Below are 24,406 nucleotides of genomic sequence, written 5' to 3' on the forward strand. Positions count from 1 at the left end.
GGAGCGCTCCAATAATGATGAGCAATGTTCTTATGTCCTGTCAAGAGTGAGGTGTCATGGCGGAGAAGCGGCCGACCATCTACGACGTCGCGACGCGGGCCGGGGTCTCGAAATCCCTGGTGTCGCTGGTTCTGCAGGGCTCACCGCGCGTGGCCGCCCCGTCGCGCCGTGCGGTCGAGGAGGCGATCGCCGAGCTCGGGTACCGCCCGAGCCGTGCCGCCGCGAACCTCGCGGCCAACCGCACCCGCACCGTCGGCGTGCTCATCGACGACTACACGAACCTGTGGTTCGTCGACCTGGTGCGCGGGTTGCACGCCGCGCTCGGGCCGGCGGGGTACCGGTTGGCAGTGGTCGACGTCGCGACCGTCGACCAGGCGGAGGACCCGGTCGAATCGATGCTGTCCATGCGGGTGGACGGGCTGGTGCTCGGCATGGACCCGCCGGGGTCGCTGCTCGCCCGGGGCGATGCGGCACTCCCGCCGGTGGTGGTCGCCGGGACCCGGGCGGTGCGCGACGCGCGGTTCGACGCGGTCGCGAACGACGACGCCGCAGGGGCGCGTCTGGTCGCACGGCATCTCGTGGAGCTGGGGCACCGCACCGTCGGGCAGGTGTGCGCCGGCGGCGGCGCGGGCGAGGTGCGCCGCACCGCGTTCGCAGCCGAGGCCACCCGGCTGGGCGCGACCGTGGTCGAGACGGCCTGGCGCGGGGCGGCGTCCGATGAGGCGGGCTTCGCGGGCGCGATGGAGGTGCTGGGCGCGGCGGGCGTCACCGCGATCTTCGCCGCGAACGACGTGATGGCCGTCGGCGTGCTCGGTGCGGCGCAGGAGCGGGGGCTCCGCGTGCCGGACGACCTGTCCGTCGTCGGCTACGACGACACCTCCCTGGCGGCGGCCCGTCTCATCGGGCTGACCACGGTGGACGATCGCAGCTTCGATGTCGGTGTCCAGGCCGGAACGCTGCTCGTCGGCCGGATGGATCCCGACGCGGAACCGGCCTCCGGCGGCCGTGAGAACCGCGTTCTCGCACCGCGAACGGTGATCCGGCGGACCACTGCACCACCACGCTGAAGCAAACCTCACATCCAATGTGCATATGTCTGAACAAACTCTGGTCAAGCGGTGTGATCTGTACTACATTCAGCGTCAGCGGGTGGGTCGTCCCACTTGCTCGAGGTCGAAGGGACACAGCAATGAAGAAGACCACGCAGCGGGCGGGCAGGCTCCGGACGGCGCTCGCAGCCACCGCCGCCGGTACCGCGGTCCTCCTGACGGTGGTGGGATGCTCCAGCACGGGCGGTGCGCCCCGCGGCGACGGTGCCGGCGGGCCCGGCGTCGGCTCGGCGGGGACCAAGCACCTCACGATCGCCATGGTCACCCACCAGCAGCCCGGCGACACCTTCTGGGACCTCATCCGCAAGGGTGCCGAGATGGCGGCCAAGAAGGACAACGTCACCCTCCGCTACTCCAACGATCCGCAGGCGCCCAACCAGGCGAACCTGGTGCAGGCCGCGATCGACAGCAAGGTCGACGGGATCGCGCTCACGCTCTCCACCCCCAACGCCTTCCAGGCGGTGGTGCAGAGCGCGCAGAAGGCGGGAATCCCGATCTCCGCCTTCAACGCCGGTTACAACGACTACGCGCGGATGGGCATCCAGCAGTACTTCGGCCAGGACGAGACCACGGCGGGCACCGCGGTCGGCGAGCGACTCTCCAAGGAGGGTGCGAAGAAGGCCATCTGCATCATCCAGCAGCAGGGGCAGGTCCAGCTCGAATCCCGCTGTGCCGGGGTGCGAACGGGACTCGCGGGCGGCTCCGTCGAGAACCTCAACGTCAACGGCGAGGACATGACCGACGTGCAGTCGAAGATCAACGCCAAGCTCCAGCAGGACCCGAGCATCGACACCGTCGTCGCCCTGGGTGCCCCGTTCGCGCTGACCGCGACCAAGGCCATCGAGGGGTCCGGTAGCAAGGCCAGGATCGTCACCTTCGACACCAATGCCGCGCTCGTGACCGCGATCCAGAACGGCAAGGTGGCGTGGGCCGTCGATCAGCAGCCCTACCTCCAGGGCTACCTCGCGATCGACTCGCTCTGGCTGCAGATCATCAACGGCAACACCATCGGTGGTGGCCAGGCGGTCTTCACCGGTCCGGCGTTCATCGACAAGACGAACGTCGACAAGGTGGCCGAGCTCGCCAAGGGCGGGACGCGCTGATGACCACGGACGAGGCGCTCGACCTGAGCACGCACGCGCCGGTCACCGATGAGCGGGTCAAGAAGCAGAAGCCCCTCCAGCGCCTGATCCTGCGTCCCGAGGTCGGCGCGCTGATCGGTGCGATCGCGATCGTGATCTTCTTCCTGATCGTCGCTCCGCCCTTCCGTAGCCCGGAGGCCTTCGCGACGGTGCTCTACGCCAGCTCGACGATCGGCATCATGGCCTGCGGCGTCGCCCTGCTCATGATCGGCGGCGAATTCGACCTCTCCACCGGTGTTGCGGTCACCTCGTCGTCGCTCGCGGCGTCGATGCTCGCCTACAACCTGCACCTCAACACGTGGGTGGGTTCGTTGCTGGCGCTCGCACTGTCACTGGCCGTGGGCGCGTTCAACGGATACATGGTGATGCGCACCAGGATCCCCAGCTTCCTCATCACGCTGGCGACCTTCCTCATGCTCACCGGCATCAACCTGGCCGTGACGAAGATGGTGACCGGTCAGGTGGCCACCCCCACGATCGCCGACATGCAGGGCTTCCCGTCGGCGCAGGCCGTGTTCTCGTCGACGATCCACGTCTTCGGCGTCGGCCTCAAGGTCACGGTGCTGTGGTGGGTCCTGTTCACCGTCATCGCCACCTACGTGCTGATGCGCACGCGCGTCGGCAACTGGATCTTCGCCGTCGGCGGCAATCAGGATTCCGCACGGGCCGTGGGCGTTCCGGTGACCAAGGTCAAGATCGGGCTGTTCATGTTCGTCGGCTTCTGCGCCTGGTTCGTGGGGCAGCACCTGCTCTACGCCTACGACACTGTGCAGTCCGGCCAGGGCGTCGGCAACGAGTTCCTGTACATCATCGGCGCCGTGATCGGTGGGTGCCTGCTCACCGGTGGCTACGGCACGGCGGTGGGCGCGATGATCGGCGCCTTCATCTTCGGCATGGTCAACCAGTGCATCGTCTACGCCGGCTGGAACCCGGACTGGTTCAAGTTCTTCCTCGGCATCATGCTGCTGTTCGCCGTGATCGCCAACAACGCATTCCGCAACTTCGCCGCGAAGAGGTGACTCCATGACCACGGACGACATTTCGGTCGAGACCCCCGAGACCGGCGACGAGAAGGTCGCACTGATCGAGTTCAAGGACGTCGGCAAGCAGTACGGGAACATCATCGCGCTCAAGGGGATCAACCTGCGGGTCTTCCCCGGCGAGGTGACCTGCGTGCTCGGCGACAACGGGGCGGGCAAGTCGACGCTCATCAAGACGATGGCGGGCCTGCACAAGCCGAGTGAGGGCGAGGTGCTCGTGGACGGCGAGGTCACCTCTCTGGACTCGCCCAAGGACGCCCTCGCGAAGGGCGTGGCCACGGTGTACCAGGATCTGGCGGTCGTCGGCCTGATGCCGGTGTGGCGCAACTTCTTCCTCGGGCAGGAGCTGCGTTCCGGGTTCCTCAAGAGCCTCGACGTGCAGACCATGCGTGCGACGACGAAGGAGGAGCTGTTCAAGATGGGCATCGACCTGCCCGACGTGGACGCTCCGATCAGCTCGCTCTCGGGCGGGCAGCGGCAGTGCGTGGCGATCGCGCGGGCGATCTACTTCGGCGCCCGGGTACTCATCCTCGACGAGCCGACCGCCGCCCTGGGGGTCAAGCAGTCGGGCATGGTGCTGCGCTACATCACCGCGGCGCGGGATCAGGGCTTCGGGGTCGTGTTCATCACGCACAACCCGCACCACGCGTACATGGTGGGCGACCACTTCGTGCTGCTCAACCGCGGTCGGCAGAAGCTCGACTGCACCTACGACGAGATCACCCTCGAAGAGCTCACGTCGCAGATGGCGGGCGGTGACGAGCTCGAGACGCTCAGCCACGAACTGCGCAGGTGAGCCGATGACGGAGACACTTCTCGAGCGGTTCGGCCGGCGGCTGCGCGTCGGCATGATCGGCGGGGGCATCGGCAGCTACATCGGCGAGACCCACGCGATCGCGCTCCGCGCGGACGGCCTGTGGGACCTCGTCGCGGGCGCCTTCTCCCGCAACCCGGAGACGAACGCCGCCACCGGGCGGTCGTGGCTCGTGCCACCGGAGCGCACCTACGCCGATCACCGCGCCCTCATCGCGGGGGAGTCCACCCGCGAGGATCGTGTCGACGCGGTGATCGTCGCGACGAGGCCGTCCAGCCACGCCGAGATCGCCTGCGACCTCCTGGCTGCCGGCTTCCACGTGATATGCGAGAAGCCGCTCACCGACACCGCAGCCGACGCCCAGGTGGTTGAGGCCGCGGTGTCGGGATCGGGGCGCCGCCTCCTGCTCACGCACTGTTACAGCGGCTACCCGATGGTCCGGCAGGCGCGGGAGATGGTGGCGCGCGGCGACCTCGGCCGGATCACCCTGGTCGAGAGCAGGTTCGCGAGCGGCATGTACGCGACGACCACCCCGCCCGGCGCGTGGCGGGTCGACGGCACCGAAGGTGGCGTCACGGCCCTGATCGCCGACCTCGGCACGCATGCCCTGCACCTCGCCGAGCTCGTCACGGGCCGCCGGATCACCTCCGTCGACGCCGATCTCGCGAGGGTCGACCCGGCGCACGCGGCGTTCGACAACGCCTACCTGACACTCGGCTTCGAGGGCGGCGCGCGCGGACGCTGCTGGAGCACCTCGCAGGCAGCGGGCGCGACGCACGGGCTCGCGATCACCGTCTACGGCGACAAGGGCTCCCTGGCGTGGGACCACGAAGCCGCCGAAACGCTGTGGTGGCGGGCCGACGGTGCGCCGGACCGGCTCCTGACGAAGGCGGGACCCGGCGCCACCGGCGCGGCGCTGGCCGCCTCGCGGTTCACCGCGGGCCACCCGGACGGATACGCCCTCGCCTTCGCGAACCTCTACCGAGACTTCGCCTACGCCCTCCTCGCGGAGGCTCTCGGTGAGGACCCGGCCCCCTATCTGGCCGACCTCCCGGACGTCGCAGACGGCGTGCGCACCCTGACGGTCGTCGAGGCCGCCGTCGCGTCGGACGCGACCGGGCGCACCGTCACCGTCGACACCTGACCATCCCGACCCGAATCGAGCATTGATGACCGAGCCGATCCGCGTGGCCCTCGTGGGCTGCGGAAACATCGCCCTGGGCTTCCACATCCCCGCCTACCTCGCAGCCGACGAGCGCTTCCGCATCGTCGGCATCGCCGACCCCACGCCGGAGCGCCTCGAACTGGGCCGCGTCGCTGCCGGGCTCTCGCCCGAACAGGTGCACGCGGACGCCGCCGACCTGCTGGCCCGCGACGACGTGGACGCTCTCGACCTGTGCACTCCGCAGCACCTGCACCGCGACGTGGCGATCGCCGCGGCGCGCGCGGGCAAACACGTGCTCTGCGAGAAGCCGATCGCCGCCGTCCCCGCCGACGCCGAGGCCATGCGGGCCGCCGCCGACGAGGCGGGAACCGTGCTCGCCGTCGTCGCGAACTACCTGTTCTTCCCGGAGGTGGTGGCGCTCAAGGCGATCATCGACTCCGGCGAGCTGGGCGAGATCCGCACGGCCCGCGTCGACATGCTGGGCGTGCTCGACCTGCCGGGCGCGGCGGGCTACCGACCCACGTGGCGGCACGATCCCGCGCAAGCCGGCGGTGGCGTGCTGGTCGACATGCTGCACGGCGTGTACCTCGCCGAGGCGCTCCTCGGCGCGCGAGCGGAACGCGTCTCCGCCTTCGTGGACAGCGCCACCGACGGCGATGCCGTCGACGGCCTGGCGCTGTGTCGCCTCGAGGCGGGCCGGCGCGTCGCGCTGGTGAACATCGCCTGGGGCATGGGCCAGGGCGGCATCGCCGTCGAGGGCAGCCTGGGCCGGGCGGTGGCCCACTACCGTGCGGACGGGACGATGCCGTGGGCGCCGTTCGAATCCCTCACCGTCACCACGGAATCGGGGAGCCGCACCGTCGACCTCCCGTCCGGGGCCGAGCTGCAGCCGCTCATCGCGGCGTCGATGCGGGACACGGTGCTCGACTTCGCCGACGCGATCACGGCCGGACGGCCGCCCGCGGTCGACGCCGCGGTGGCCCGCCACATCCTCGAGATCACCGTGGCCGCCTACGCATCCGGCGCCCTCGGGGCGACGGTCCCGCTCCCGCTCGACGGTGCGCTGTTCGCCTCCGGCGTGGCAGGGCTCGCCGAGATCGGCGTACCCGAGGACTCGTTCGTGCGGCGGCGTGGGCTGTTCGGTCTGGCGGCACCATCGGCGTCCCGGATCGGGGGCTGACGTGCAGATCGGACTGCTCACCGACAGCCTCTCGGAGTCGACCTGGGCCGAGGCGCTCGACGCCGCGGCCGACCTCGGCGTCGAGACCGTGGAGATCGGCCTCGGCGGGGAGCACGGCGGATGGTCGCCGGCACCCCACGCCGACGTGCAGGAGCTGCTGCGCGACGCAGGCGCCCGCGCCGCACTCGCGCGTGACATCACCTCCCGCGGACTGCGACTCGAGGCCTTCAACGCCGCCGGCAATCCGCTGCACCCCCGGCACGGCGACCGCGATGCCGCGGTTCTGCGCGGTGCTCTGCAGTTGGCGCAGGACCTCGAGATCGACACGGTGGTCACGATGTCGGGCCTGCCCGGCTATCCGGGGGACGTCGTGCCGCCCTGGATCACCACCGTGTGGCCGCCCGAGAACCTGGAACTCCTCGACTACCAGTGGGAACGGGCCGTCGAGTGGTGGGGCCCCATCGCGGAGGACGCCCGGGCCCGGGGCGTACGGATCGCCGTCGAGATGCACGCCAACCAACTCGTCTACAGCGTTCCCGGACTGCTGCGCCTGCGTGCCGCGGTCGGCGACACGGTGGGCGCGAATTTCGATCCCAGCCACCTGATCTGGATGGGTGCGGACCCGCTCGCCGCGATCCGTGCACTGGAGGGCGCGATCCACCACGTGCATGCTAAGGACACCCGGATCGAGTCGCCCGCCGCGGTCTCGTCGCGGCCGGAGACGATCCCGAATCCGCGGACGGGAGAACGGGCGTGGAACTACGTCGCCGTGGGAACCGGACATCCCGATGGCGTCGACTTCTGGGTCCGGTTCGTCGCCGCGCTCCGGCAGGCCGGGTACGACGGTCCGCTGTCGATCGAGAACGAGGACTACACGTTGGGGCAGCGCGAATCGGTCGCGCTGGCCGTCGAGACCCTGCGCGCCGCGCGGGCATTGGAGGAGGTCCGATGAGCGTTCGTATCGCAGTCCTGGGGTGCGGCCGCATCGGCCGGGTGCACGCCGATTCGGTGGCGGCCAACGGCCGTTCGGAGCTGGCGTGGGTGTTCGACCCGATCGAGGCCGCCGCGAAGGAGGTGGGGGAGCGCTACGGTACTCGCTGGACCACCGACGTGGACGCCGTCTTCGCCGACGACGCCGTGGACGCGGTCGTCGTGGCGTCGCCGACGCCCACGCACGTGGAACTACTGACCCGCGCGGCCCGCGCCGGTCGAACCGTCCTGTGCGAGAAGCCGATCGACCTGGACATCGGCCGCGTCGAAGCCTGCCGGGCCGACCTGGGCGACCTGACCGCGAAGGTGATGCTGGGCTTCAACCGCCGGTTCGACCCGTCGTTCGGCGAGGTGCGGCGGCGCGTCGCGGCCGGGGAGATCGGGCAGCTGGAGCAGTTGACGATCATCAGCCGGGATCCCACCCCGCCGCCCGCGGAGTACGTAGCGGTGTCGGGTGGGCTGTTCCGCGACATGATGATCCACGACCTCGACATGGCCAGGTTCTTCCTCGGCGAGGTGGTGGCGGTGTCGGCGCAGGGTGCGAACCTGATCTCGACCGGCATCCTCGACGCCGGTGACATCGACGGCGCCGTCGTCACCCTCAAGAGCGCCGACGGCCGGCTCGCGACCATCACCAACTCGCGCCGCTGCGCGTACGGCTACGACCAGCGGCTGGAGGCCTTCGGTGAGCTGGGTGCCCTGAGCGCGGCCAACCAACACGGGACATCGGTCGCCTTCTCCGGCGCGGCGGTCACCGGGGCGGAGGGGCCCGTGCTCAACTTCTTCCTCGACCGCTACACCCCGGCGTACCGGGCCGAGCTGGACGCCTTCGTCACCATGACCGAGACGGGCTCCCCGGCCTCCCCGGGGTTCGACGACGGCCGCGCGGCACTGCTCCTCGCCGACGCCGCGGCGCAGTCGCTCCGGTCCGGCGCGGTCGTGGAGCTCCGGGCATGACGGTGCGCTGGGGCCTGCTGTCCACCTCGGGGATCGGCCGGGTGGCCGCCCGCGCGGTCGCCGCCGCCGACGGTGCCGATCTCGCCGCCGTCGCCGGGCGGGAGCCGGGCCGGGCCGCCGACTACGCGACGCACGTCGGAGCTCCGGTCTCCTACGGCTCCTACGAGGATCTCCTCGCGGACGCCGACATCGATGCCGTGTACGTGCCGCTCCCGATCACCCTGCACGCCGAGTGGGCCGTGCGGGCCCTCGAGGCGGGCAAGCACGTGCTGTGCGAGAAGCCGCTCACGCTCGACCCCGACGAGGCGACGGCCGTCTTCGACGCCGCGGAGCGTGCGGACCGGATCGCTGTCGAGGGCTTCATGTGGCGGCTGCACCCGCAGACCCTGCTCGTGCAGCGGCTCGTGCGGGAGGGCGCGATCGGCGACCTCGCTCACGTTCGCGCCGCGCTCACGGTCAGCGCCCCGGCCGGGGACATCCGGCGCACCACCGACCTCGGCGGCGGGGCGCTCGCCGACCTGGGCGGCTACTGCGTCAGCGCGGTCCGCCTGTTCGGCGGGGAACCGACGACGGTGCGCGCCGTGCGCACCGCCGACCCCGTGGGAACCGGTGCCGGACACGACCTCCGGGCGTCCGCGGTGTTCGAGCTGCCCGCGGGGCGCCTGGGGTTGATCGACGTCGGCCTCGACCTCGAGCGCCGGGATCAGCTCGAGTTGGTCGGCACCGAGGGGCGCATCGTGGTGGACGATCCGTGGCTGTGCCGTGCCGGCATCGTCGAACTGATCCGGGGCGAGCGATCGGAGCGGCTGCCCGTGGACCCGGACGGTGCGTACCGCCTGGCCCCGCCCGGGCCCGACAACGAGGACGCCTACCGTATCGAGTTCGAGGCGGCGAGTGCGGCGTTCGCCGGCGGCCCGGCTCCGGCGTTCGGCCGCGCGGACGCGATCGCGCAGGCGCGCGTCCTCGCCGCGACGCGCCGCTCGGCCGCTGAGGGCGTCACAGTCACCCTGTAGCGCTGCGTCGCCACTGCCCGACGGTGCCGGATCACCGTCGGGCAGTGGCGTGTCCGCCCGCGGCCGCGGGGAGGCGCAGCGCACCGACCAGGGGGATGACGAGCAGACCGGCGAGCGGGACGAACGCGAGGCGGTAACCGAGCTCGACCGCCTCCGGGCCGGCGATGCCGGTTCCCAGGCCGGCCGCGGCGGCGGCCGCCGCTACCCCGAGCGCCGTACCCACCTGCTGCAGTGTCGCGGACAGGCCGTTCGCGGCGGGAAGCAGATCGCGGGGCACGTCCGCGAACATGACGGTGTTGTAGGCGCTGAACCCGATCGAGCGGACCGCGCCGGAGAACACGAGGAGAACGGCGATCGCGGGCACCGGCGTGGACGCGTGCACCCCGGCGAAGGCGAGCAGACTCGCCCCGCCCGCGACGATCGACCACACCAGGGTGCGCCGGAATCCGAGCAGCCGGATGATCGGCGTGGTGAGCGGCTTGATGCCGAGGTTGCCCGCGAACACGGCGGTCACCATCGCACCGGCCGCGGCGGCACTCCACCCGAATCCCGCCTGGAACAACAGCACGAAGAGGAAGGGCGCGCCGGTGATCACGAGTCGGTACACCGAGCCGCTGAGGTTGCCCGCGCGGAAGGTCCGGATCCGCAGCACTTCCGGGACGAACAGTGGGTGCTCGCGGCGGGTCATGCCGTGCGCCGCCGCGGCGGCCAGGGTCACAGACAGGAGCAGGAGGGTGGCGACCAGCCACGGCCGGCCGTCGCGCAGCAGCTCGACGCCTCCCGTCAGGCACACCACTGTCCCCGCGGTGAGCAGGTAGCCCCAGCGGTCGAGCGGGGTCCGAATGCGGTGCTCGGCCCGCGGAACCAACAGCGCGCCGCCGACCGCGAGTGCCATCCCGATCGGCACGTTGAGCACGAAGATCCACCGCCAGCCCAGGACGTCGGTGATGACGCCGCCGAGGAAGGGGGCGATCACCGGGGCGATGAGCGAGGGCCAGGTGAGATAGGCCATCGCGGCGAGCAGATCGGTGGGGCGCACCGAGCGCAGCACCGCGATCCGACCGACCGGAATCATCATCGCCCCGGCGACGCCTTGCACGATGCGGAAGGCGCACAGCCACAGCAGGTTCGGGGCGAGCGCGCAGGCGACCGATGCCGCGGTGAAGCCGGCCACCGAGACCAGGAAGGTGCGGCGGGTGCCGAACCGCTCGGCTACCCACCCGGCGACCGGGATGGCGACCGCGACGGCGAGCAGGTAGCCGACGATGGCCGGGCTCACGCCTTCCGGGGCGACCTCGAACTCCTGCGCCACCGCGGGTGCGGCGGTCTGCAGCACGGTGCCGTCCAGGTTCTCGAGGAACAGCGCACCCGCCACCAGGAGCGCCAGCGGTCGGCTGAAGCTCGGTGCCTCCCGCGGCCGGATGCGGTCCACGATCCACGACATGTCAATATGTTCGGTCAAATGCGGTTCTGGTGCAAGCCGGTCAGTCGTAGGCGCCGCAGACCTGCTGGTCCCAGTCGATGATCGAGCCCGTGACCACGCCGCTCCGGTCCGAGAGGAGGAACACCACCGCGCGCGCGGCGTCCTGCGTGGATGCCAGGCGGCCCGCGGGCAGCTCGCGCCCGGCACGCTCCGCCCAGTCGTCGGGTGCGTCGTGGAACCGCTTCTGGATCAGAGCCTCGCCCTCGGTCTCGGTCCAGCCGATGTTGAGGCCGTTGATCCGGATCCGGTCGAAGCGGTGCGCGTGCGCGGCGTTCTTGGTGAGCCCGATCAGCCCCGCCTTGGCTGCGACGTACGGCGCGAGGTAGGGCTGGCCGCCGTGCGCCGACATCGAGATGATGTTGACGACGGTGCCTGCCGCAGTGCGCGAGCGCATGTCCCGTACCGCGGCGGCCATGGTGAAGAAGGGCGCGCGCAGGTTGATCGCGATGTGCTCGTCGAAGAGCTCCGGCGTGGTTCCGGTCAGGGTGCCGCGCGAGGTGAGTCCTGCGGCGTTGCAGAGGCAATCGATGCGGCCGTACGCGGCGACCACCTCCTCGACCGATGCGGTGGCCTGCGCCGGATCGGCGACATCGGCGCGGATGAACAGTGCCTCGGCGCCGGCGCCCACCAATTCGTCGCGCAGTGCCTCGCCGGCCGCCGCGTCCCGGCCGGTGAACGCGACGATCGCGCCGCCTGCGACGGCCTCCCGGGCCACCGCGGCGCCGACGCCCCGGCTTCCGCCCGACACCAGCACCACCTTGCCCGCCAGCTCCGCGCCGGCCCCCGCCGTCACGGGCGGTGCCGCTCGTCGAGCGCGGCGAGCTCGCCCGTGAAGGACTCCGGGGACATCCCCGCATCCAGCGCGCGGCGGGTCAGCTCGGCCTGGGTCTCGCCGTGCATGCCGCCGAGCGGCTGATCGAGGTCCAGGTTGGACGGGAAGGCGTAGCCCTCCGCGGAGGCGGCGATCACGTTCCCCACCGCGTCCGCCGCACCCGTCGCGGCCAGCGCCTGCAGCTCCGGGTAGACGGACCGCAGGATCGCCGAACGGTCCACGGCATCCATCGCGCGCCCGAACGCCGAGCTGACCTGCAGCAGATTCGCCATACGGCGGATGGCGGCCGATCGGTTGGAGCCGGCGGCGTGGAACAACGCGGGATTGAAGAACACCGCGTCGCCGGCTCGCAGCGGCAGCTGCACGTGGTGCTCATCGAAGTACTCCCGGAACTCGGGCAGGTTGAAGGCGAGATACCCGGGCTCGTACCGCTGCGAGTAGGGCAGGTACAGCGTGGGGCCCGATTCCAACGGCATGTCCACCTGCGCCACCGCGCCCTGGAGTGTGAGCGCGGGGGAGAGCAGGTGCGTGTGCCGGCGGAAGCGCTGCGCCGTGGCCGGGTCCATGAACCCCAGGTGGTAGTCGCGGTGCGGCGACTGCGCTGTCCCACCGGGATTGACGGTGTTGATCGCGGAGGTCACCTGGTACATCGGGCCGAGCCAGGCCGTCGCCACGAGCGCGAGCACGTCGTTGGCGTAGTACCGCGCGAACGAGGCCGGGTCCCGGAGCGCGTGCTTCTGCAGGGCGTTCCAGATCCTGTCGTTCGCGCCCGGCGCGGCGAAGTGGTCGCCGCCGCCGGATCCTGCCGCGCGTTGTTCGGCGATCATCACGGTGAACAACTCCGTGGACGCGCGCAGGCCGTGCCGGTCGTCGAAGGCACCGTCGAAGACGACGATGCCGGGCTCGGTCAGCAACGCCCGCGCGAGCTCGTCCGAGAGGTTCTCGCGCGCATCGGGATCGGCCGCGGCCTCCGCGGCGGCGCCACCGTAGAACAGCACGCCCCGCTCGGTCCGATCGGCGTACGGGTACTGCGCGAGATCGGTCTCCGGCTCGAGCAGCGCGGTGAACTCCTCGAGGCGGCAGTCGGCCTCGGTGATCCGGCCCGCGCGGTGAGCGGCCCCGGTGCGGGTCGAGAAGGTGGTGGACATGGGTCTTTCCTGACGTCGATGTGCAGCGGGAGTGGGGAATCGGTGTGCGTCGCGCTGTCCATGGTGTCAAGCTGACGAGGTCGTGGACACCCTACGAATCCATCAAGAATCCCTCAACCCAGCTCCACAGCGCAGGAGGCCGGACGGTGCCGCACCCCCACCCGATCCGGGACATCGCGCAGCAGGCGGGCGTCAGTGAGGCCACCGTCGACCGGGTCCTGCACGGCAGGCCCGGCGTCCGTGCGGGGACCGCGGCGCAGGTGCGACAGGCGATCAGCGACCTGGACCGGCAGCGCTCCCAACTGCGGCTGTCCGGGCGCCGGTTCATGCTGGATCTGGTCATGGAGACGCCTCGGCGGTTCTCCGATCTGACGCGCGCGGCCCTCGAGGCGGAGCTGCCGACGCTGCGCCCCGCAGTGTTCCGGGCCCGCTACCAGACGCGCGAGTCGTGGGAGCCGGGTGAGGTGATCGCCGCGCTCGACGGCATCGCGCGCAGGGGGAGTCACGGCGTGATCCTCAAGGCTCCGGACACTCCCGACGTCGCGGCGGCCATCGGAAGGCTCTCGGCGCGGCGGATACCGGTGATCACCGTGGTCACCGACATCCCGCAGAGCACGCGGCTCGCGTACGTCGGGATGGACAATCGTGCTGCCGGTGCCACCGCGGCGCACCTCATGGAGCAGTGGGCGGGCGGAACCCCGGGCGTCCTCCTGGTGGTGACGAGCGGGCGCCTCTTCCGGGGCGAGGAGGAACGCGAGACCGGTTTCCGGGCCGCTGTGCGGCGCACCGATCCAGGACGCCGCATCGTCGGGATCGAGGACACGGGAGGTCTCGACGGGGCGTGCCGGCGGGAGGTCGGCGCCGTACTCGCGCGGGAGCCCGACATCGCGGGGGTCTACTCGCCGGGCGGCGGGAACCGCGGGATCGTCGCGGCGTTCGACGATGCCGGGCGCACGTACCGCGCGTACATCGGGCACGACCTCGCCGACTCGAACCGGGAGATGCTGCTGGCCGGGCGGATCTCGGCTCTGCTGCACCACGACCTGCGCGCCGACATGCGGGGAGCGGCGCACGCCGTCATGGCCTTCCACGACGCGATCGACGGACCGCACCGCCCGCGTCCCAGCCCGATCCAGATCGTGGTGCCGCCCAATCTCGCGGGCGTCGACGACAGGCTCTAGCGGCTGAACACCGAGACGTCGAAGAAGTACCGCGACGCGCGGTAGACGTGCCGGCCCAGCTCGATCGCGGTACCGGACTCGTTGAACGCCACCCGCTGCATCGTGAGCACGGCTCCGCCGACCTGCTCGTCGAGCAGGCGGGCCTCGTCGTCGTCCGAGATCCGGGCGCCGATCCGCTGCTGTGCGTGCGCGATCGTGATCCCGCGGCCGCGCAGGCACTGGTAGAGACCCTTGCTCAGGAGCTCGTCCGGGGCGGGGGCGAGCTCCGCCGGGATGTAGTTGGTGAGGATCGCGAGTGGCACACCGTCGGCGCTGCGCAGCCTGCGGATCGATACCACCTGGGCGTCGTGCTCGATCCCCAGCTCGTCCGCGATCTCCTCGTCGGGGCGGCCGAGCCGGTAGTCCAGGAGTTCGGTCGACGGGGTCTGGCCGGCCGCGATGAGGTCCTCGTAGAGGCTGGTGAGTTCGACCGCGCGGTGCACCTCGTTGCGCACGACCTGGGTGCCGACGCCCCGCTTGCGAACCAGCAGGCCCTTGTCGACGAGCGCCTGGATCGCCTGCCGCGCCGTGGGCCGGGACAGGTTGAGCCGCTTCGCCAGGTCGATCTCGTTCTCGATCCGGTCACCGGGGACGAGCTCGCCGTTGAGGATGGACCGCTCCAGCGCCTGGGCCAGCTGGTAGTAGAGCGGCACGGGGCTGGTGCGGTCCAGTTCGACCGAGACCGGGGCAGGGGACATGCGCTGCAGTCTAGTGCACCGATCGCCGAAAAGCGGTCGCTGATCGGTGTTTGTTCGTACAATCGTCCTGCGGGCTTCGGGGCGAGCTATGTCAGCACATATTCGACTCATGTCCGCTCGCTTGATCGGAGCAATTTTCGCTGATCGATCACCGATTCGCGGCAAACTCGCAGGTCGAGACCTCTTGATGAATGTCGGGCTCTTCTGTTAGATTGACAGGACAAATGAGCGAGAGTGATCCACGTCTCGTTCGGATCAGGGCTAAGGAGGGCCTCCCAGATGACTGACGCCGGTACCCACGGTGCCCCGTTCGACCTGATCACCATCGGGCGAGTGGGGGTCGACATCTACCCGCTCCAGGACGGGGTCGGGCTCGATCGTGTCGAGACCTTCGGCAAGTACCTCGGGGGCAGCGCCACCAATGTGGCCGTCGCCGCGGCACGGCACGGTCGACGGTCCGCCGTCATCACCGCCGCCGGGGCCGACCCGTTCGGGCGGTTCGTGCACCAGGAGCTGACCCGCCTGGGTGTCGACGACCGGTACGTCGGCGAGGTCGCCGGTCTCAACACCCCGGTGACCTTCTGCGAGATCTTCCCGCCGGACGACTTCCCGCTGTACTTCTACCGCGATCCGATCGCCCCCGACCTGATGCTCACCGCGGACGGCCTGGACCTCGAGGCGATCCGGGCGGCGCGGATCTACTGGTCGACGGTGACGGGACTCTCCCGCGAGCCGTCGCGTGCGGCGCACTTCGCGGCGTGGGCTGCGCGTGGCCGCGCCCCGCTCACGGTGCTCGACCTCGATTACCGGCCCATGTTCTGGGAATCGGCCGAGGCGGCGAGTATCGAGGTCGGCCGAGCACTCGAGCAGGTCACGGTCGCCATCGGCAACAAGGAGGAGTGCGAGGTCGCCGTCGGCGAGACCGTCCCCGACCGCGCCGCAGACGCACTGCTCGAGCGGGGCATCGAGCTCGCGATCGTCAAGCAGGGCCCCAAGGGCGTCCTGGCCAAGACCCGCGACGAGCGCGTCGAGGTCCCACCGTACTTCGTGGACGTGATCAACGGACTGGGGGCGGGCGACAGCTTCGGCGGTGCCATCTGCCACGGGCTGCTGGAGGGCTGGTCGCTCGCGCACATGCTCCGCTTCGCGAACATCGCCGGCGCCGTCGTGGCCTCCCGTCGCGAGTGCTCGACCGCCATGCCCACCACCGACGAGGTGGACGCCATCATCGAGGAAATGGACAACGCGAATGCCTGATCGGATTGTGAACGAACCGGTTCTGACCGGTGCGGACTTCGACCGGCTCCGCGAGCTGCGTCTGGAGAACCCGGACGCGATCGCGGAGGTCCTGGCGGCCCGCGCGCGACGCCCGCTGATCCGCGGCGACAAGCGGCTGATGATCGTGGCCGCCGATCACCCGGCGCGCGGGGCCCTGGGCGTGGGCGCGGACCCGATGGCGATGGCGGACCGCTACGACCTGTTGCAGCGCATGGCCGTCGCCGTGTCGAGGCCCGGCGTCGACGGTGTTCTCGGCACCCCGGACGTCATCGAGGACCTCGCCCTGCTGGGGCTGCTCGACGACAAGATCGTCGTGGGCTCCATGAACCGTGGTGGCCTGCGCGGAGCGTCGTTCGAGATCGATGACCGGTACACCGCCTACGACGTGCCGGCGATGGTGCGCGACGGGATCGACTTCGGCAAGCTCCTGATCCGCGTGGACCTGGAGGATCCGAGCACCGTCGCCACGATGGAGGCGACGGCGCGCGCGGTCGACGCCGCTGCGGCGGCGAGGCTCCCGATCATGCTGGAGCCGTTCATGAGCCGGCGCACGGACGGCAAGATCGTCAACGACCTCTCCACCGACGCGGTGATCAACTCCGTGGCCATCACGAACGGTCTCGGGAACTCGTCGGCCTACAGCTGGCTCAAGCTCCCGGTCGTCGACGACATGGAACGGGTGATGGCAGCCACCACCCTGCCCACCCTCCTTCTCGGCGGCGATCCGGGCGGTGACCCCGAGGCCGTCTACGCGTCGTGGGCGAAGGCCCTCTGCCTCCCCGGCGTGCACGGCCTCGTCGTCGGCCGCACGCTCCTGTACCCGGGCGACGGTGACGTCGCCGCCGCCGTCGACACCGCCGCAGCGCTGGTGCACGGCGCCTGACCACATCCCATCCACCTCAGAGACCTGCACGAGGAGATCCACTTCCATGACCACCACCGAGAACCTGACCGTCGTCCCGCACTGGATCGACGGCGCCGAGTTCGAGTCCACCTCCGGGCGCACTGCAGACGTCTACGACCCCGCGTTGGGGACGGTCACGAAGCGCGTCGCGCTGGCCGACAAGGAGGAGATCGACAGGGCGGTAGCCACCGCGAAGCAGGCACAGCAGACCTGGGGCGACCTGTCGCTGGCCAAGCGCCAGTCGGTGCTGTTCGCCTTCCGTGAGCTGCTCAACGCGCGCAAGGGCGAGCTGGCGGAGATCATCACCTCCGAGCACGGCAAGGTGCTGTCCGACGCGCTGGGAGAGATCAGCCGCGGCCAGGAGGTCGTGGAGTACGCCTGCGGGATGGCGGACGCGCTCAAGGGCGAGTTCAGCGAGCAGGTCTCCACCGGCATCGACGTGTACTCGACCCGCCAGCCGCTCGGTGTCGTGGGGATCATCAGCCCGTTCAACTTCCCGGCGATGGTGCCCGCGTGGTTCTACCCGATCGCCATCGCAACGGGCAACGCCGTCGTGGTCAAGCCCAGCGAGAAGGATCCCAGCGCCTCGATCTGGATCGGACGCCTGTGGAAGGAGGCGGGTCTGCCCGACGGCGTGTACACCGTGCTCAACGGTGACAAGGAAGCCGTCGACGGACTCCTCGAGCACCCGGATGTGGCAGCGGTGTCGTTCGTCGGTTCCACGCCGATCGCGCAGTACGTGTACGAGCAGGGCGCGAAGAACGGTAAGCGCGTGCAGGCACTCGGCGGCGCGAAGAACCACATGCTGGTGCTGCCGGACGCGGATCTGGACCTGACGGCGGACGCGGCGATCAACGCCGGATTCGGCTCCGCCGGCGAGCGGTGCATGGCGATCTCGGTCGTGGTCGCCGTCGACCCGGTGGCCGACGCTCTGATCGAGAAGGTGACCGACCGCATGGCCCAGCTGCGCATCGGCGACGGCCGGCGCGGTTGCGACATGGGACCGCTGGTGACGAAGGTGCACCGTGACAAGGTCGCGTCGTACATCGACGTCGCGATCGAGGACGGCGCCACCGTCGTCGTCGACGGTCGCACCGTCGAGCCCGACGGCGACGCGAACGGCTTCTGGCTCGGCCCCACCCTGATCGACGACGTCCCCAGCACCTCCCGCGTGTACACCGAGGAGATATTCGGTCCGGTCCTGGCGATCGTTCGCGTGCAGACCTACGAGGAGGGTGTCGAGTTGATCAACGCCGGCGCCTTCGGCAACGGCACTGCGATCTTCACCAACGACGGTGGCGCGGCGCGCCGGTTCCAGCGCGACATCAGGGTCGGCATGGTCGGTATCAACGTACCGATCCCGGTTCCGGTGGCCACCTTCAGTTTCGGCGGCTGGAAGGACTCCATGTTCGGTGACACCAAGGCGCACGGCGCGGAGGGCGTGAAGTTCTACACGCAGCTCAAGGCCATCACCAGCCGGTGGCTCGACCCGAGCCACGGCGGCATCAACCTGGGCTTCCCCCAGAACGACTGACACACCGAGCGACGAGCACGACGGAGGCGAGCGATGACGGCGACCCGCAACGAGTGGTTCCACGAGCGCGGGAACCTGGCCCGCGACGGCTGGGAGTCCGTGGTCGACGGTTCCCTGCCGGGCTGGGCCCACACCGGTATCCGGGTGGCGAAGCTGTCGGGGGAGGGGCTGACTCTCCCCGCGGGCGACATCGAACGCATCGTCGTGCCGCTCGCGGGGGGCGTCACCGTCGAGCTCGACGGTGCGGCCGCGGCCGCGTGGGACGGCGCGTCTTCGGTCGAGTTGACCGGTCGCGCATCCGTGTTCGACGGCCCGACGGACGTCCTGTACGTCGGTGCGGGCGGCGGCTTCACGGTGCGCGGCACCGCCCGGATCGCGATCGCCGAGGCGCCGACCGGCCAACCCCGGCCCACTCGGTACATACCGGCGGCCGACGTCCCCGTCGAGGTGCGCGGGGCGGGCCGGGACACCCGGCAGGTGCACAACTTCGGCACCCCCGGCGCCCTCGACGCGGCGGCGCTCATCGTGTGCGAGGTGATCACGCCCGGCGGGAACTGGAGCAGTCATCCCGCGCACAAGCACGACGAGCACATCGCCGGCCACGAGTCGCGACTCGAGGAGATCTACTACTTCGAGGCCGCCCCGAACCGCGAGTTCGTCGCCGCCGGTGTGGTTCCCGACGATGGCGTCGATGCGTTCGGCAGCTTCGTCACCTACTCCTCCCGCGCGGGGGAGATCGATACCCACGCCGTCGTCCGGACGGGTGACATCGCGCTCGTGCCCTACGGCTACCACGGGCCCGCGATGGCGGCGCCCGAGTACGACCTCTACTACCTCAACGTGATGGCCGGCCCCGACCCCGAGCGGGTCTGGCTGATCAGCGACGACCCGCGGCAGGCATGGCTGCGGGACACCTGGCCCGCGCAGGGCCCCGACCCCCGGCTGCCCTACGCAGCCGCACCGATCGAAGGAGACGAGCGATGAGCACCCGGCGGATGACCGTGGGCCAGGCCCTCATCGAGTTCCTGGCGCACCAGTGGACCGTGGACGAGGTTCCGGTACCGGGGGCCGACGACGGCGGCACCATGACGGTCCGCGAGCGCACCGTGCCTGCCACCTTCGGGATCTTCGGTCACGGCAACGTCGCAGGCGTGGGCCAGGCGCTGCTGCAGTACGCGGCGACGGACCCCGGCCTCATGCCCTACCACCAGGCCCGCAACGAGCAGGCGATGGTGCACCAGGCCGTCGGCTACGCCCGCATGCACCGGCGCCGCGCCACCTACGCCTGCACGGCGTCCGTGGGACCCGGCGCGGCCAACATGCTCACCGGCGCCGCGCTCGCCACCGCGAACCGGCTGCCCGCACTGCTGCTGGTGTCCGACACGTTCGCCACGCGCGTCGCGGACCCGGTGCTGCAGCAGCTCGAGCACCCGCACGACATCGGCATCCAGGTCTCCGACGCATTCCGCCCGCTCTCGCGGTTCTTCGATCGCGTCCAACGGCCCGAGCAGCTCTTCTCCATCGCGCTCGCCGCGATGCGGGTGCTGACCGACCCCGCCGAGACCGGTGCCGTGACCATCGCGCTGCCGGAGGACGTCCAGGCGGAGGCGCTCGACGTCCCCGAGGAGTTCCTCGCGGACCGCGAGTGGCACGTCCGCCGACCGCTGCCCGAGCGCGGCCCGCTGGCGCGCGCCGTCGAGGCGATCCGCGGCGCCGAGCGACCGTTCATCGTCGCCGGCGGCGGCGTCATCTACTCGGGTGCAGAAGACGAACTGCGCCGACTCGCGGAGGCGACCGGCATCCCCGTCGGGACCACCCAGGCCGGCGGCGGCGCCCTGCTGTGGGACCACCCGCTCAACCTGGGCGGCGTGGGCGCGACCGGTACGGCGGCCGCGAACGCGGTCGCCGCGCAGGCGGACGTGATCATCGGGATCGGCACCCGCTACAGCGATTTCACCACGGCCAGCCGCACGGCCTTCCAGGACGCCGCGGTGCGTTTCGTGAACCTCAACGTCACCTCCTTCGACGCCTACAAGCACGGCTCGCAGCTGCCGCTCGTCGCCGACGCGCGCGAGGGGATCGCGGCGCTGCGGGCCGGGCTCGCCGACTTCCGCGTCTCGGAGGGCTTCGCCGCCCGCGCCGCGTCGGTCAAGGCCGAGTGGGACGCCGTGGTCGACGCCGCGCTCGCACCCACCGGCGCTGACCTGCCCGGCCAGCCCGAGGTGATCGGCGCGGTGCACGCCGCGATGGATCCCGCGGACGTCATCATCCAGGCCGCGGGCTCGCTGCCGGGTGACCTGCAGAAGCTGTGGCGCGTACGGGATCCGCTCGGCTATCACGTCGAGTACGCCTTCTCCTGCATGGGCTACGAGATCGCCGGTGGGCTCGGTGCCAAGCGCGGCCTGCTCGCGCTCGGCGACGACCGCGATGTCGTCGTCATGGTCGGCGACGGCTCGTACTTGATGCTCAACAGCGAGCTGGTGACGGCGGTGGCCGAGGGGATCAAGCTGATCGTGGTCATCGTCGAGAACCAGGGCTACGCCTCGATCGGCCACCTGTCGGAGACCGTCGGCTCACAGCGCTTCGGCACGCGGTACCGCACCGCCGACGAGGCCGGCGGCGTCCCCGCACCGGACCTCGAGCGCGGTGGATTCCTGCCGGTCGATCTCGCTGCGAACGCCCGCAGCTACGGCGCCACCGTCGTCGACATCGCACCCGGGCCGGACTCGGTGGCGCAGCTCACCAACGCCGTCCGTGCGGCGAAGAAGGCGAACGGCCCCACCGTCATCCAGATCCACAACGACCCGTTCGTCTACGCCCCCGAGGGCAACGGTTGGTGGGACGTCCCCGTCGCCGAGGTGTCCACTCTGGACAGCACCGGCACCGCCCGCGCCGAGTACCTCGACCAGCAGAAGGCACAGCGGCCGCTGCTCGGCTGAGCCGCCCGCCACCCACCCCCGACGATCCGATGTAAGGACCACCCGCATGACCGACACCCTGGGCACGACCGCCCCCACCGCCGCGCACACCGAGGGCCTGCGTATCGGCACGGCCCCCGACTCCTGGGGCGTGTGGTTTCCCGATCACCCGCGCCAGACCCCGTGGGAGCGCTTCCTCGACGAGGTCGCCGAGGCCGGCTACCACTACATCGAGCTGGGCCCCTACGGCTACCTGCCCACCGACCCGGCGCGCCTGCGGGACGAACTCGACAAGCGCGATCTGGAACTGTCCGGCGGCACCATCTTCACCGGCTTCCACAAGGGCGCGGACCAGTGGGACCGCGCCTGGCAGCAGGTCAGCGATGTCGCGACCCTGGTGCACGCCATGGGTGCCGAGCACATCGTGGTGATCCCCGACCTGTGGCGCTCCGACCTCACCGGCGAGGCCCTCGAGTCCCGCACCCTGGACGACGAGCAGTGGAAGGCGCTCGCCGCCGGCCACGACCGGCTGGGCAAGGCGCTGGCGGAGGAGTACGGGATCAAGCAGCAGTTCCACTCCCACGCCGACAGCCACGTCGGCACCACCGGTGAGGTGGAGCGCCTTCTCGCCGAGACGGATCCGCGGTACCTCAACCTCTGCCTCGACACCGGGCACTTCGCGTACTACGGCGGCGACAACGTGGCACTCATGCAGCGTCACCCGGACCGCATCGGCTACCTGCACCTCAAGCAGATCGATCCCGCGCTGATCTGGGAGGTCCTCAAGAACGACGTCCCGTTCGCCGACGCCGCCTCCGCGATCATGGTCGAACCGCCGAACGGCATACCGGATTTCGCGCCCGTCATCGCCGCGGCGCTGGAGATCGATCCGGACCTGTTCGCCATCGTCGAACAGGACATGCCCGGCTGCGACATCGACCTGCCCGCGGGCATCGCGACCCGCACCCGGCAGCACATCTTCGGCTGCCACCCGCTGACCCGCACCCGCTGATCCGCCCCGGAATCCCCAGGCCTGTAAGGAGGAACCAACCCATGAGCAACGACTTCCGTGTGGCCGTCGTCGGCGCCGGCATGATGGGCGCCGACCACGTCAAGCGCATCGCCACGACCATCGCGGGCGCAACAGTGTCCGCCGTCGTCGAGCCCGACGAGGGCCGTCGTGCCGCGGCGCTCGACCTCGCACCCGGCGCAGCCGGATTCGCCGATCTCGACGCGGCGCTCGCGTCGGGCACCGTCGACGGTGTTCTGGTCGCGACCCCCGGACAGTTCCACGAGAGCGCGCTGCTGACGGTGCTCGACGCGGGTCTGCCCGTGCTGTGCGAGAAGCCGCTGACCCAGGATCCCGAGTCGTCCTGGCGCATCGTCGAGGCCGAGATGGCCGGCGGGAAGCAGCTGATCCAGGTCGGCTTCATGCGGCGCTTCGACCGCGAGTACGAGGAGTTGCGGAAGGTCGTGGCCGCGAAGCCCGCCGGCGAGCTGGTGATGCTGCACGCGCGCCACCGCAACGCGACCGTGCCCGCGAGTTACGTGCAGACGATGCTCATCAACGACTCCGTCGTGCACGAGTTCGACGTGGTGCCGTGGCTGGCCGGCGGCGTCGTCACCTCCGTCGAGGTGAAGTACCCGCGACGCAATTCGATGAGCCCCGAGCACCTGCGGGAGCCGATCCTCGTGCTCATGGAACTCGACAACGGTGTGCTCGTGGACGTCGAGATGAACGTCTCGATCCAGTTCGGCTACCAGGTGGAGACCGAGGCCGTGTTCGAGCAGGGCGTGGCCCGCATCGGCGAGCCGGCGGGCCTGCAGATGTGGCAGCAGGGTCGGTTCTCGGTGGCCGACCACGCGGACTTCACCACCCGCTTCCGGGACGCGTACGACCGCCAGGTGCAGGCCTGGGTCGACGCTGCGCGGCGGGGAACGATCGCCGGGCCGTCGGCGTTCGACGGTTACAAGGTTGCCGTGTGCTGCGCCGCGGGCGTCCGGGCCCTGGAGACGACCGGCCCGGTGCCGGTGGAACTCCCCGAGATGCCGGCGTTCTACGCCGAGCGCGCGTAGGGGGCTGCCATGGTCCGGATCGCCCTCGACCCCACGCCGTACCACTCCACGCATGAGCACGAGGACTTCTTCGACGCGGCCGCGAAGGCCGGCTACGAGTGGATCCAACTGACCCCGCACGCCGACTTCATCCCGTTCTTCGCGCACCCGCGGGTGGATCGGGCGCAACTGGCACGGGTGCGTAAGCGCGCCGCGGACGCGGGCGTCGGGATCACCTCGCTGCTTCCCGTGCAGCGCATCTCGTGGCCCGACGAGCCGCAGCGGCAGACGGCGGTGAGAAACTTCCGGCGCATCATCGCGGTCGCCGCCGAGCTCGAGGTCTCGGTGATCAACACCGAGTTCAGTGGCAGGCCGGAGCGGGCGGAGGAGTCCGAGGCCGCGTTCTACCGGTCGATGGAGGAGCTCGTTCCGGTCCTCGAGCGCGAGGGGATCGTGCTCAACATCGACCCGCACCCCGACGACTTCGTCGAGGACGGGCTGGAGGCGTGGCGCATCATCCGTGGGCTCGACAGCCCCGCGGTGGGCTTCGTCTACGTCGCGAGCCACACCTTCCACTACGGCGACCGCGCTGCATCGCTGATCCCGCAGCTGGGGGGCCGGCTCGGCGCCGTGTACGCCGCCGACACCTTCGACCACCACCGGTCGCACGGCCTCCGCTACATCACCAATCCGCCGGGCAACGCGGTGCGGGTGCACCAGCACCTCACGATCGGCGACGGTGACGTGGACTGGGACGAGCTCTTCGCGCAGCTCGGCGCCTCCGGCTTCCTCGCGCGCGAGGAATCGATCATCTGCTCCAACGTCTTCGCCGAGGACGAGCGCGCCGACGAGGTGTCGGCGTTCCAGCTCGCGCGGATCCGGGAGCTGATCGCGGCGCACTCGTGAGCGGGCGCGCCGGGCGCGGC

At 70.7% G+C, this 24,406-nt stretch carries 22 protein-coding genes; 18 read left to right on the forward strand and 4 right to left on the reverse strand.

The window, feature by feature from the left end; genetic code table 11:
- The first annotated feature begins 56 nt into the window (after window positions 1-56).
- The 9 genes from AXK60_RS15390 (at window position 57) to AXK60_RS15430 (ending at window position 9,410) form a co-directional block, all read left to right on the forward strand.
- Window positions 57-1,067: a LacI family DNA-binding transcriptional regulator gene (locus AXK60_RS15390; RefSeq protein ID WP_068572244.1), complete on the forward strand. Its 1,011-nt coding sequence runs from the start codon at window positions 57-59 to the stop codon at window positions 1,065-1,067.
- Window positions 1,068-1,189: 122 nt separating this feature from the next.
- Window positions 1,190-2,212 carry a substrate-binding domain-containing protein gene (locus tag AXK60_RS15395; protein WP_068572246.1) on the forward strand — a complete coding sequence of 341 codons (1,023 nt, stop codon included), beginning with the start codon at window positions 1,190-1,192 and terminating at the stop codon, window positions 2,210-2,212.
- Window positions 2,212-3,270 carry an ABC transporter permease gene (locus AXK60_RS15400; protein ID WP_068572247.1) on the forward strand — a complete coding sequence of 353 codons (1,059 nt, stop codon included), beginning with the start codon at window positions 2,212-2,214 and terminating at the stop codon, window positions 3,268-3,270. Before AXK60_RS15395 ends, AXK60_RS15400 begins: the two co-directional genes overlap by 1 nt.
- A 4-nt stretch (window positions 3,271-3,274) precedes the next feature.
- On the forward strand, window positions 3,275-4,087 hold the full coding sequence (locus AXK60_RS15405) for an ATP-binding cassette domain-containing protein (protein ID WP_068572250.1): 813 nt from the start codon (window positions 3,275-3,277) through the stop codon (window positions 4,085-4,087).
- Window positions 4,088-4,091: 4 nt separating this feature from the next.
- Complete coding sequence (locus tag AXK60_RS15410; protein ID WP_068572252.1) at window positions 4,092-5,249, forward strand: Gfo/Idh/MocA family protein; 1,158 nt, start codon at window positions 4,092-4,094, stop codon at window positions 5,247-5,249.
- Between the two features lie 25 nt (window positions 5,250-5,274).
- The gene (locus AXK60_RS15415; protein ID WP_068572254.1) at window positions 5,275-6,450 is read left to right on the forward strand and encodes a Gfo/Idh/MocA family protein; all 1,176 of its coding nucleotides are present in this window, start codon (window positions 5,275-5,277) and stop codon (window positions 6,448-6,450) included.
- 1 nt (window position 6,451) lies between these two features.
- Window positions 6,452-7,402: a sugar phosphate isomerase/epimerase family protein gene (locus tag AXK60_RS15420; RefSeq protein ID WP_068572257.1), complete on the forward strand. Its 951-nt coding sequence runs from the start codon at window positions 6,452-6,454 to the stop codon at window positions 7,400-7,402.
- Window positions 7,399-8,397, forward strand: coding sequence for an inositol 2-dehydrogenase (iolG, locus tag AXK60_RS15425; RefSeq protein WP_068572259.1), 999 nt, complete (start codon window positions 7,399-7,401; stop codon window positions 8,395-8,397). The genes AXK60_RS15420 and iolG overlap by 4 nt, the downstream gene beginning before the upstream one ends.
- Window positions 8,394-9,410, forward strand: coding sequence for a Gfo/Idh/MocA family protein (locus AXK60_RS15430; RefSeq protein ID WP_068572261.1), 1,017 nt, complete (start codon window positions 8,394-8,396; stop codon window positions 9,408-9,410). Before iolG ends, AXK60_RS15430 begins: the two co-directional genes overlap by 4 nt.
- A gap of 31 nt (window positions 9,411-9,441) precedes the next feature.
- Here the strand turns inward: AXK60_RS15430 and AXK60_RS15435 are convergent, their stop codons facing one another.
- The 3 genes from AXK60_RS15435 to AXK60_RS15445 are packed head-to-tail and all read right to left on the reverse strand — an operon-like array spanning window position 9,442 to window position 12,873.
- Window positions 9,442-10,854 carry an MFS transporter gene (locus tag AXK60_RS15435; RefSeq protein ID WP_068572263.1) on the reverse strand — a complete coding sequence of 471 codons (1,413 nt, stop codon included), beginning with the start codon at window positions 10,852-10,854 and terminating at the stop codon, window positions 9,442-9,444.
- A 40-nt stretch (window positions 10,855-10,894) separates the two neighbouring features.
- Window positions 10,895-11,686 carry an SDR family oxidoreductase gene (locus AXK60_RS15440; protein WP_217491786.1) on the reverse strand — a complete coding sequence of 264 codons (792 nt, stop codon included), beginning with the start codon at window positions 11,684-11,686 and terminating at the stop codon, window positions 10,895-10,897.
- Entirely contained in the window at window positions 11,683-12,873 is a 1,191-nt protein-coding gene (locus tag AXK60_RS15445) for a phytanoyl-CoA dioxygenase family protein (RefSeq protein ID WP_068572265.1), read from the reverse strand. Before AXK60_RS15445 ends, AXK60_RS15440 begins: the two co-directional genes overlap by 4 nt.
- Before the next feature lie 146 nt (window positions 12,874-13,019).
- On the opposite strand from AXK60_RS15445, the gene AXK60_RS15450 reads away from it, so the two are divergent.
- Window positions 13,020-14,054 (forward strand): LacI family DNA-binding transcriptional regulator, encoded by a 1,035-nt coding sequence (locus AXK60_RS15450; RefSeq protein ID WP_068572267.1) that lies wholly within the window; start codon window positions 13,020-13,022, stop codon window positions 14,052-14,054.
- Here AXK60_RS15450 and AXK60_RS15455 read toward each other — a convergent pair.
- Complete coding sequence (locus AXK60_RS15455) at window positions 14,051-14,791, reverse strand: GntR family transcriptional regulator (RefSeq protein ID WP_068572269.1); 741 nt, start codon at window positions 14,789-14,791, stop codon at window positions 14,051-14,053. The two genes, AXK60_RS15450 and AXK60_RS15455, sit on opposite strands and share 4 nt — an antisense overlap.
- Before the next feature lie 279 nt (window positions 14,792-15,070).
- Between AXK60_RS15455 and iolC the strand changes: the two genes are divergently transcribed.
- Genes iolC through AXK60_RS15495 form a run of 8 tightly spaced genes read left to right on the forward strand, consistent with a single transcriptional unit; the run spans window position 15,071 to window position 24,386 of the window.
- Entirely contained in the window at window positions 15,071-16,048 is a 978-nt protein-coding gene (gene iolC / locus AXK60_RS15460; RefSeq protein ID WP_068572271.1) for a 5-dehydro-2-deoxygluconokinase, read from the forward strand.
- Window positions 16,041-16,952 (forward strand): Cgl0159 family (beta/alpha)8-fold protein, encoded by a 912-nt coding sequence (locus tag AXK60_RS15465; protein WP_068572274.1) that lies wholly within the window; start codon window positions 16,041-16,043, stop codon window positions 16,950-16,952. Before iolC ends, AXK60_RS15465 begins: the two co-directional genes overlap by 8 nt.
- A gap of 46 nt (window positions 16,953-16,998) precedes the next feature.
- Window positions 16,999-18,507, forward strand: a complete 1,509-nt coding sequence (locus AXK60_RS15470; protein ID WP_068572276.1) for a CoA-acylating methylmalonate-semialdehyde dehydrogenase — start codon at window positions 16,999-17,001, stop codon at window positions 18,505-18,507.
- Window positions 18,508-18,540: 33 nt separating this feature from the next.
- A complete protein-coding gene (gene iolB / locus AXK60_RS15475; RefSeq protein ID WP_068572278.1) occupies window positions 18,541-19,491 on the forward strand; it encodes a 5-deoxy-glucuronate isomerase in 951 nt (316 codons plus the stop codon).
- Complete coding sequence (gene iolD / locus AXK60_RS15480; protein ID WP_068572280.1) at window positions 19,488-21,446, forward strand: 3D-(3,5/4)-trihydroxycyclohexane-1,2-dione acylhydrolase (decyclizing); 1,959 nt, start codon at window positions 19,488-19,490, stop codon at window positions 21,444-21,446. Before iolB ends, iolD begins: the two co-directional genes overlap by 4 nt.
- A 46-nt stretch (window positions 21,447-21,492) precedes the next feature.
- On the forward strand, window positions 21,493-22,437 hold the full coding sequence (locus AXK60_RS15485; protein WP_068572282.1) for a sugar phosphate isomerase/epimerase family protein: 945 nt from the start codon (window positions 21,493-21,495) through the stop codon (window positions 22,435-22,437).
- A 41-nt stretch (window positions 22,438-22,478) separates the two neighbouring features.
- Window positions 22,479-23,501, forward strand: coding sequence for a Gfo/Idh/MocA family protein (locus AXK60_RS15490; RefSeq protein ID WP_068572284.1), 1,023 nt, complete (start codon window positions 22,479-22,481; stop codon window positions 23,499-23,501).
- A 9-nt stretch (window positions 23,502-23,510) separates the two neighbouring features.
- Window positions 23,511-24,386: a sugar phosphate isomerase/epimerase family protein gene (locus AXK60_RS15495; RefSeq protein ID WP_068572285.1), complete on the forward strand. Its 876-nt coding sequence runs from the start codon at window positions 23,511-23,513 to the stop codon at window positions 24,384-24,386.
- Window positions 24,387-24,406 lie beyond the last annotated feature (20 nt).

It is taken from the genome of Tsukamurella pseudospumae (genome assembly GCF_001575195.1).
Taxonomy (GTDB): domain Bacteria; phylum Actinomycetota; class Actinomycetes; order Mycobacteriales; family Mycobacteriaceae; genus Tsukamurella; species Tsukamurella pseudospumae.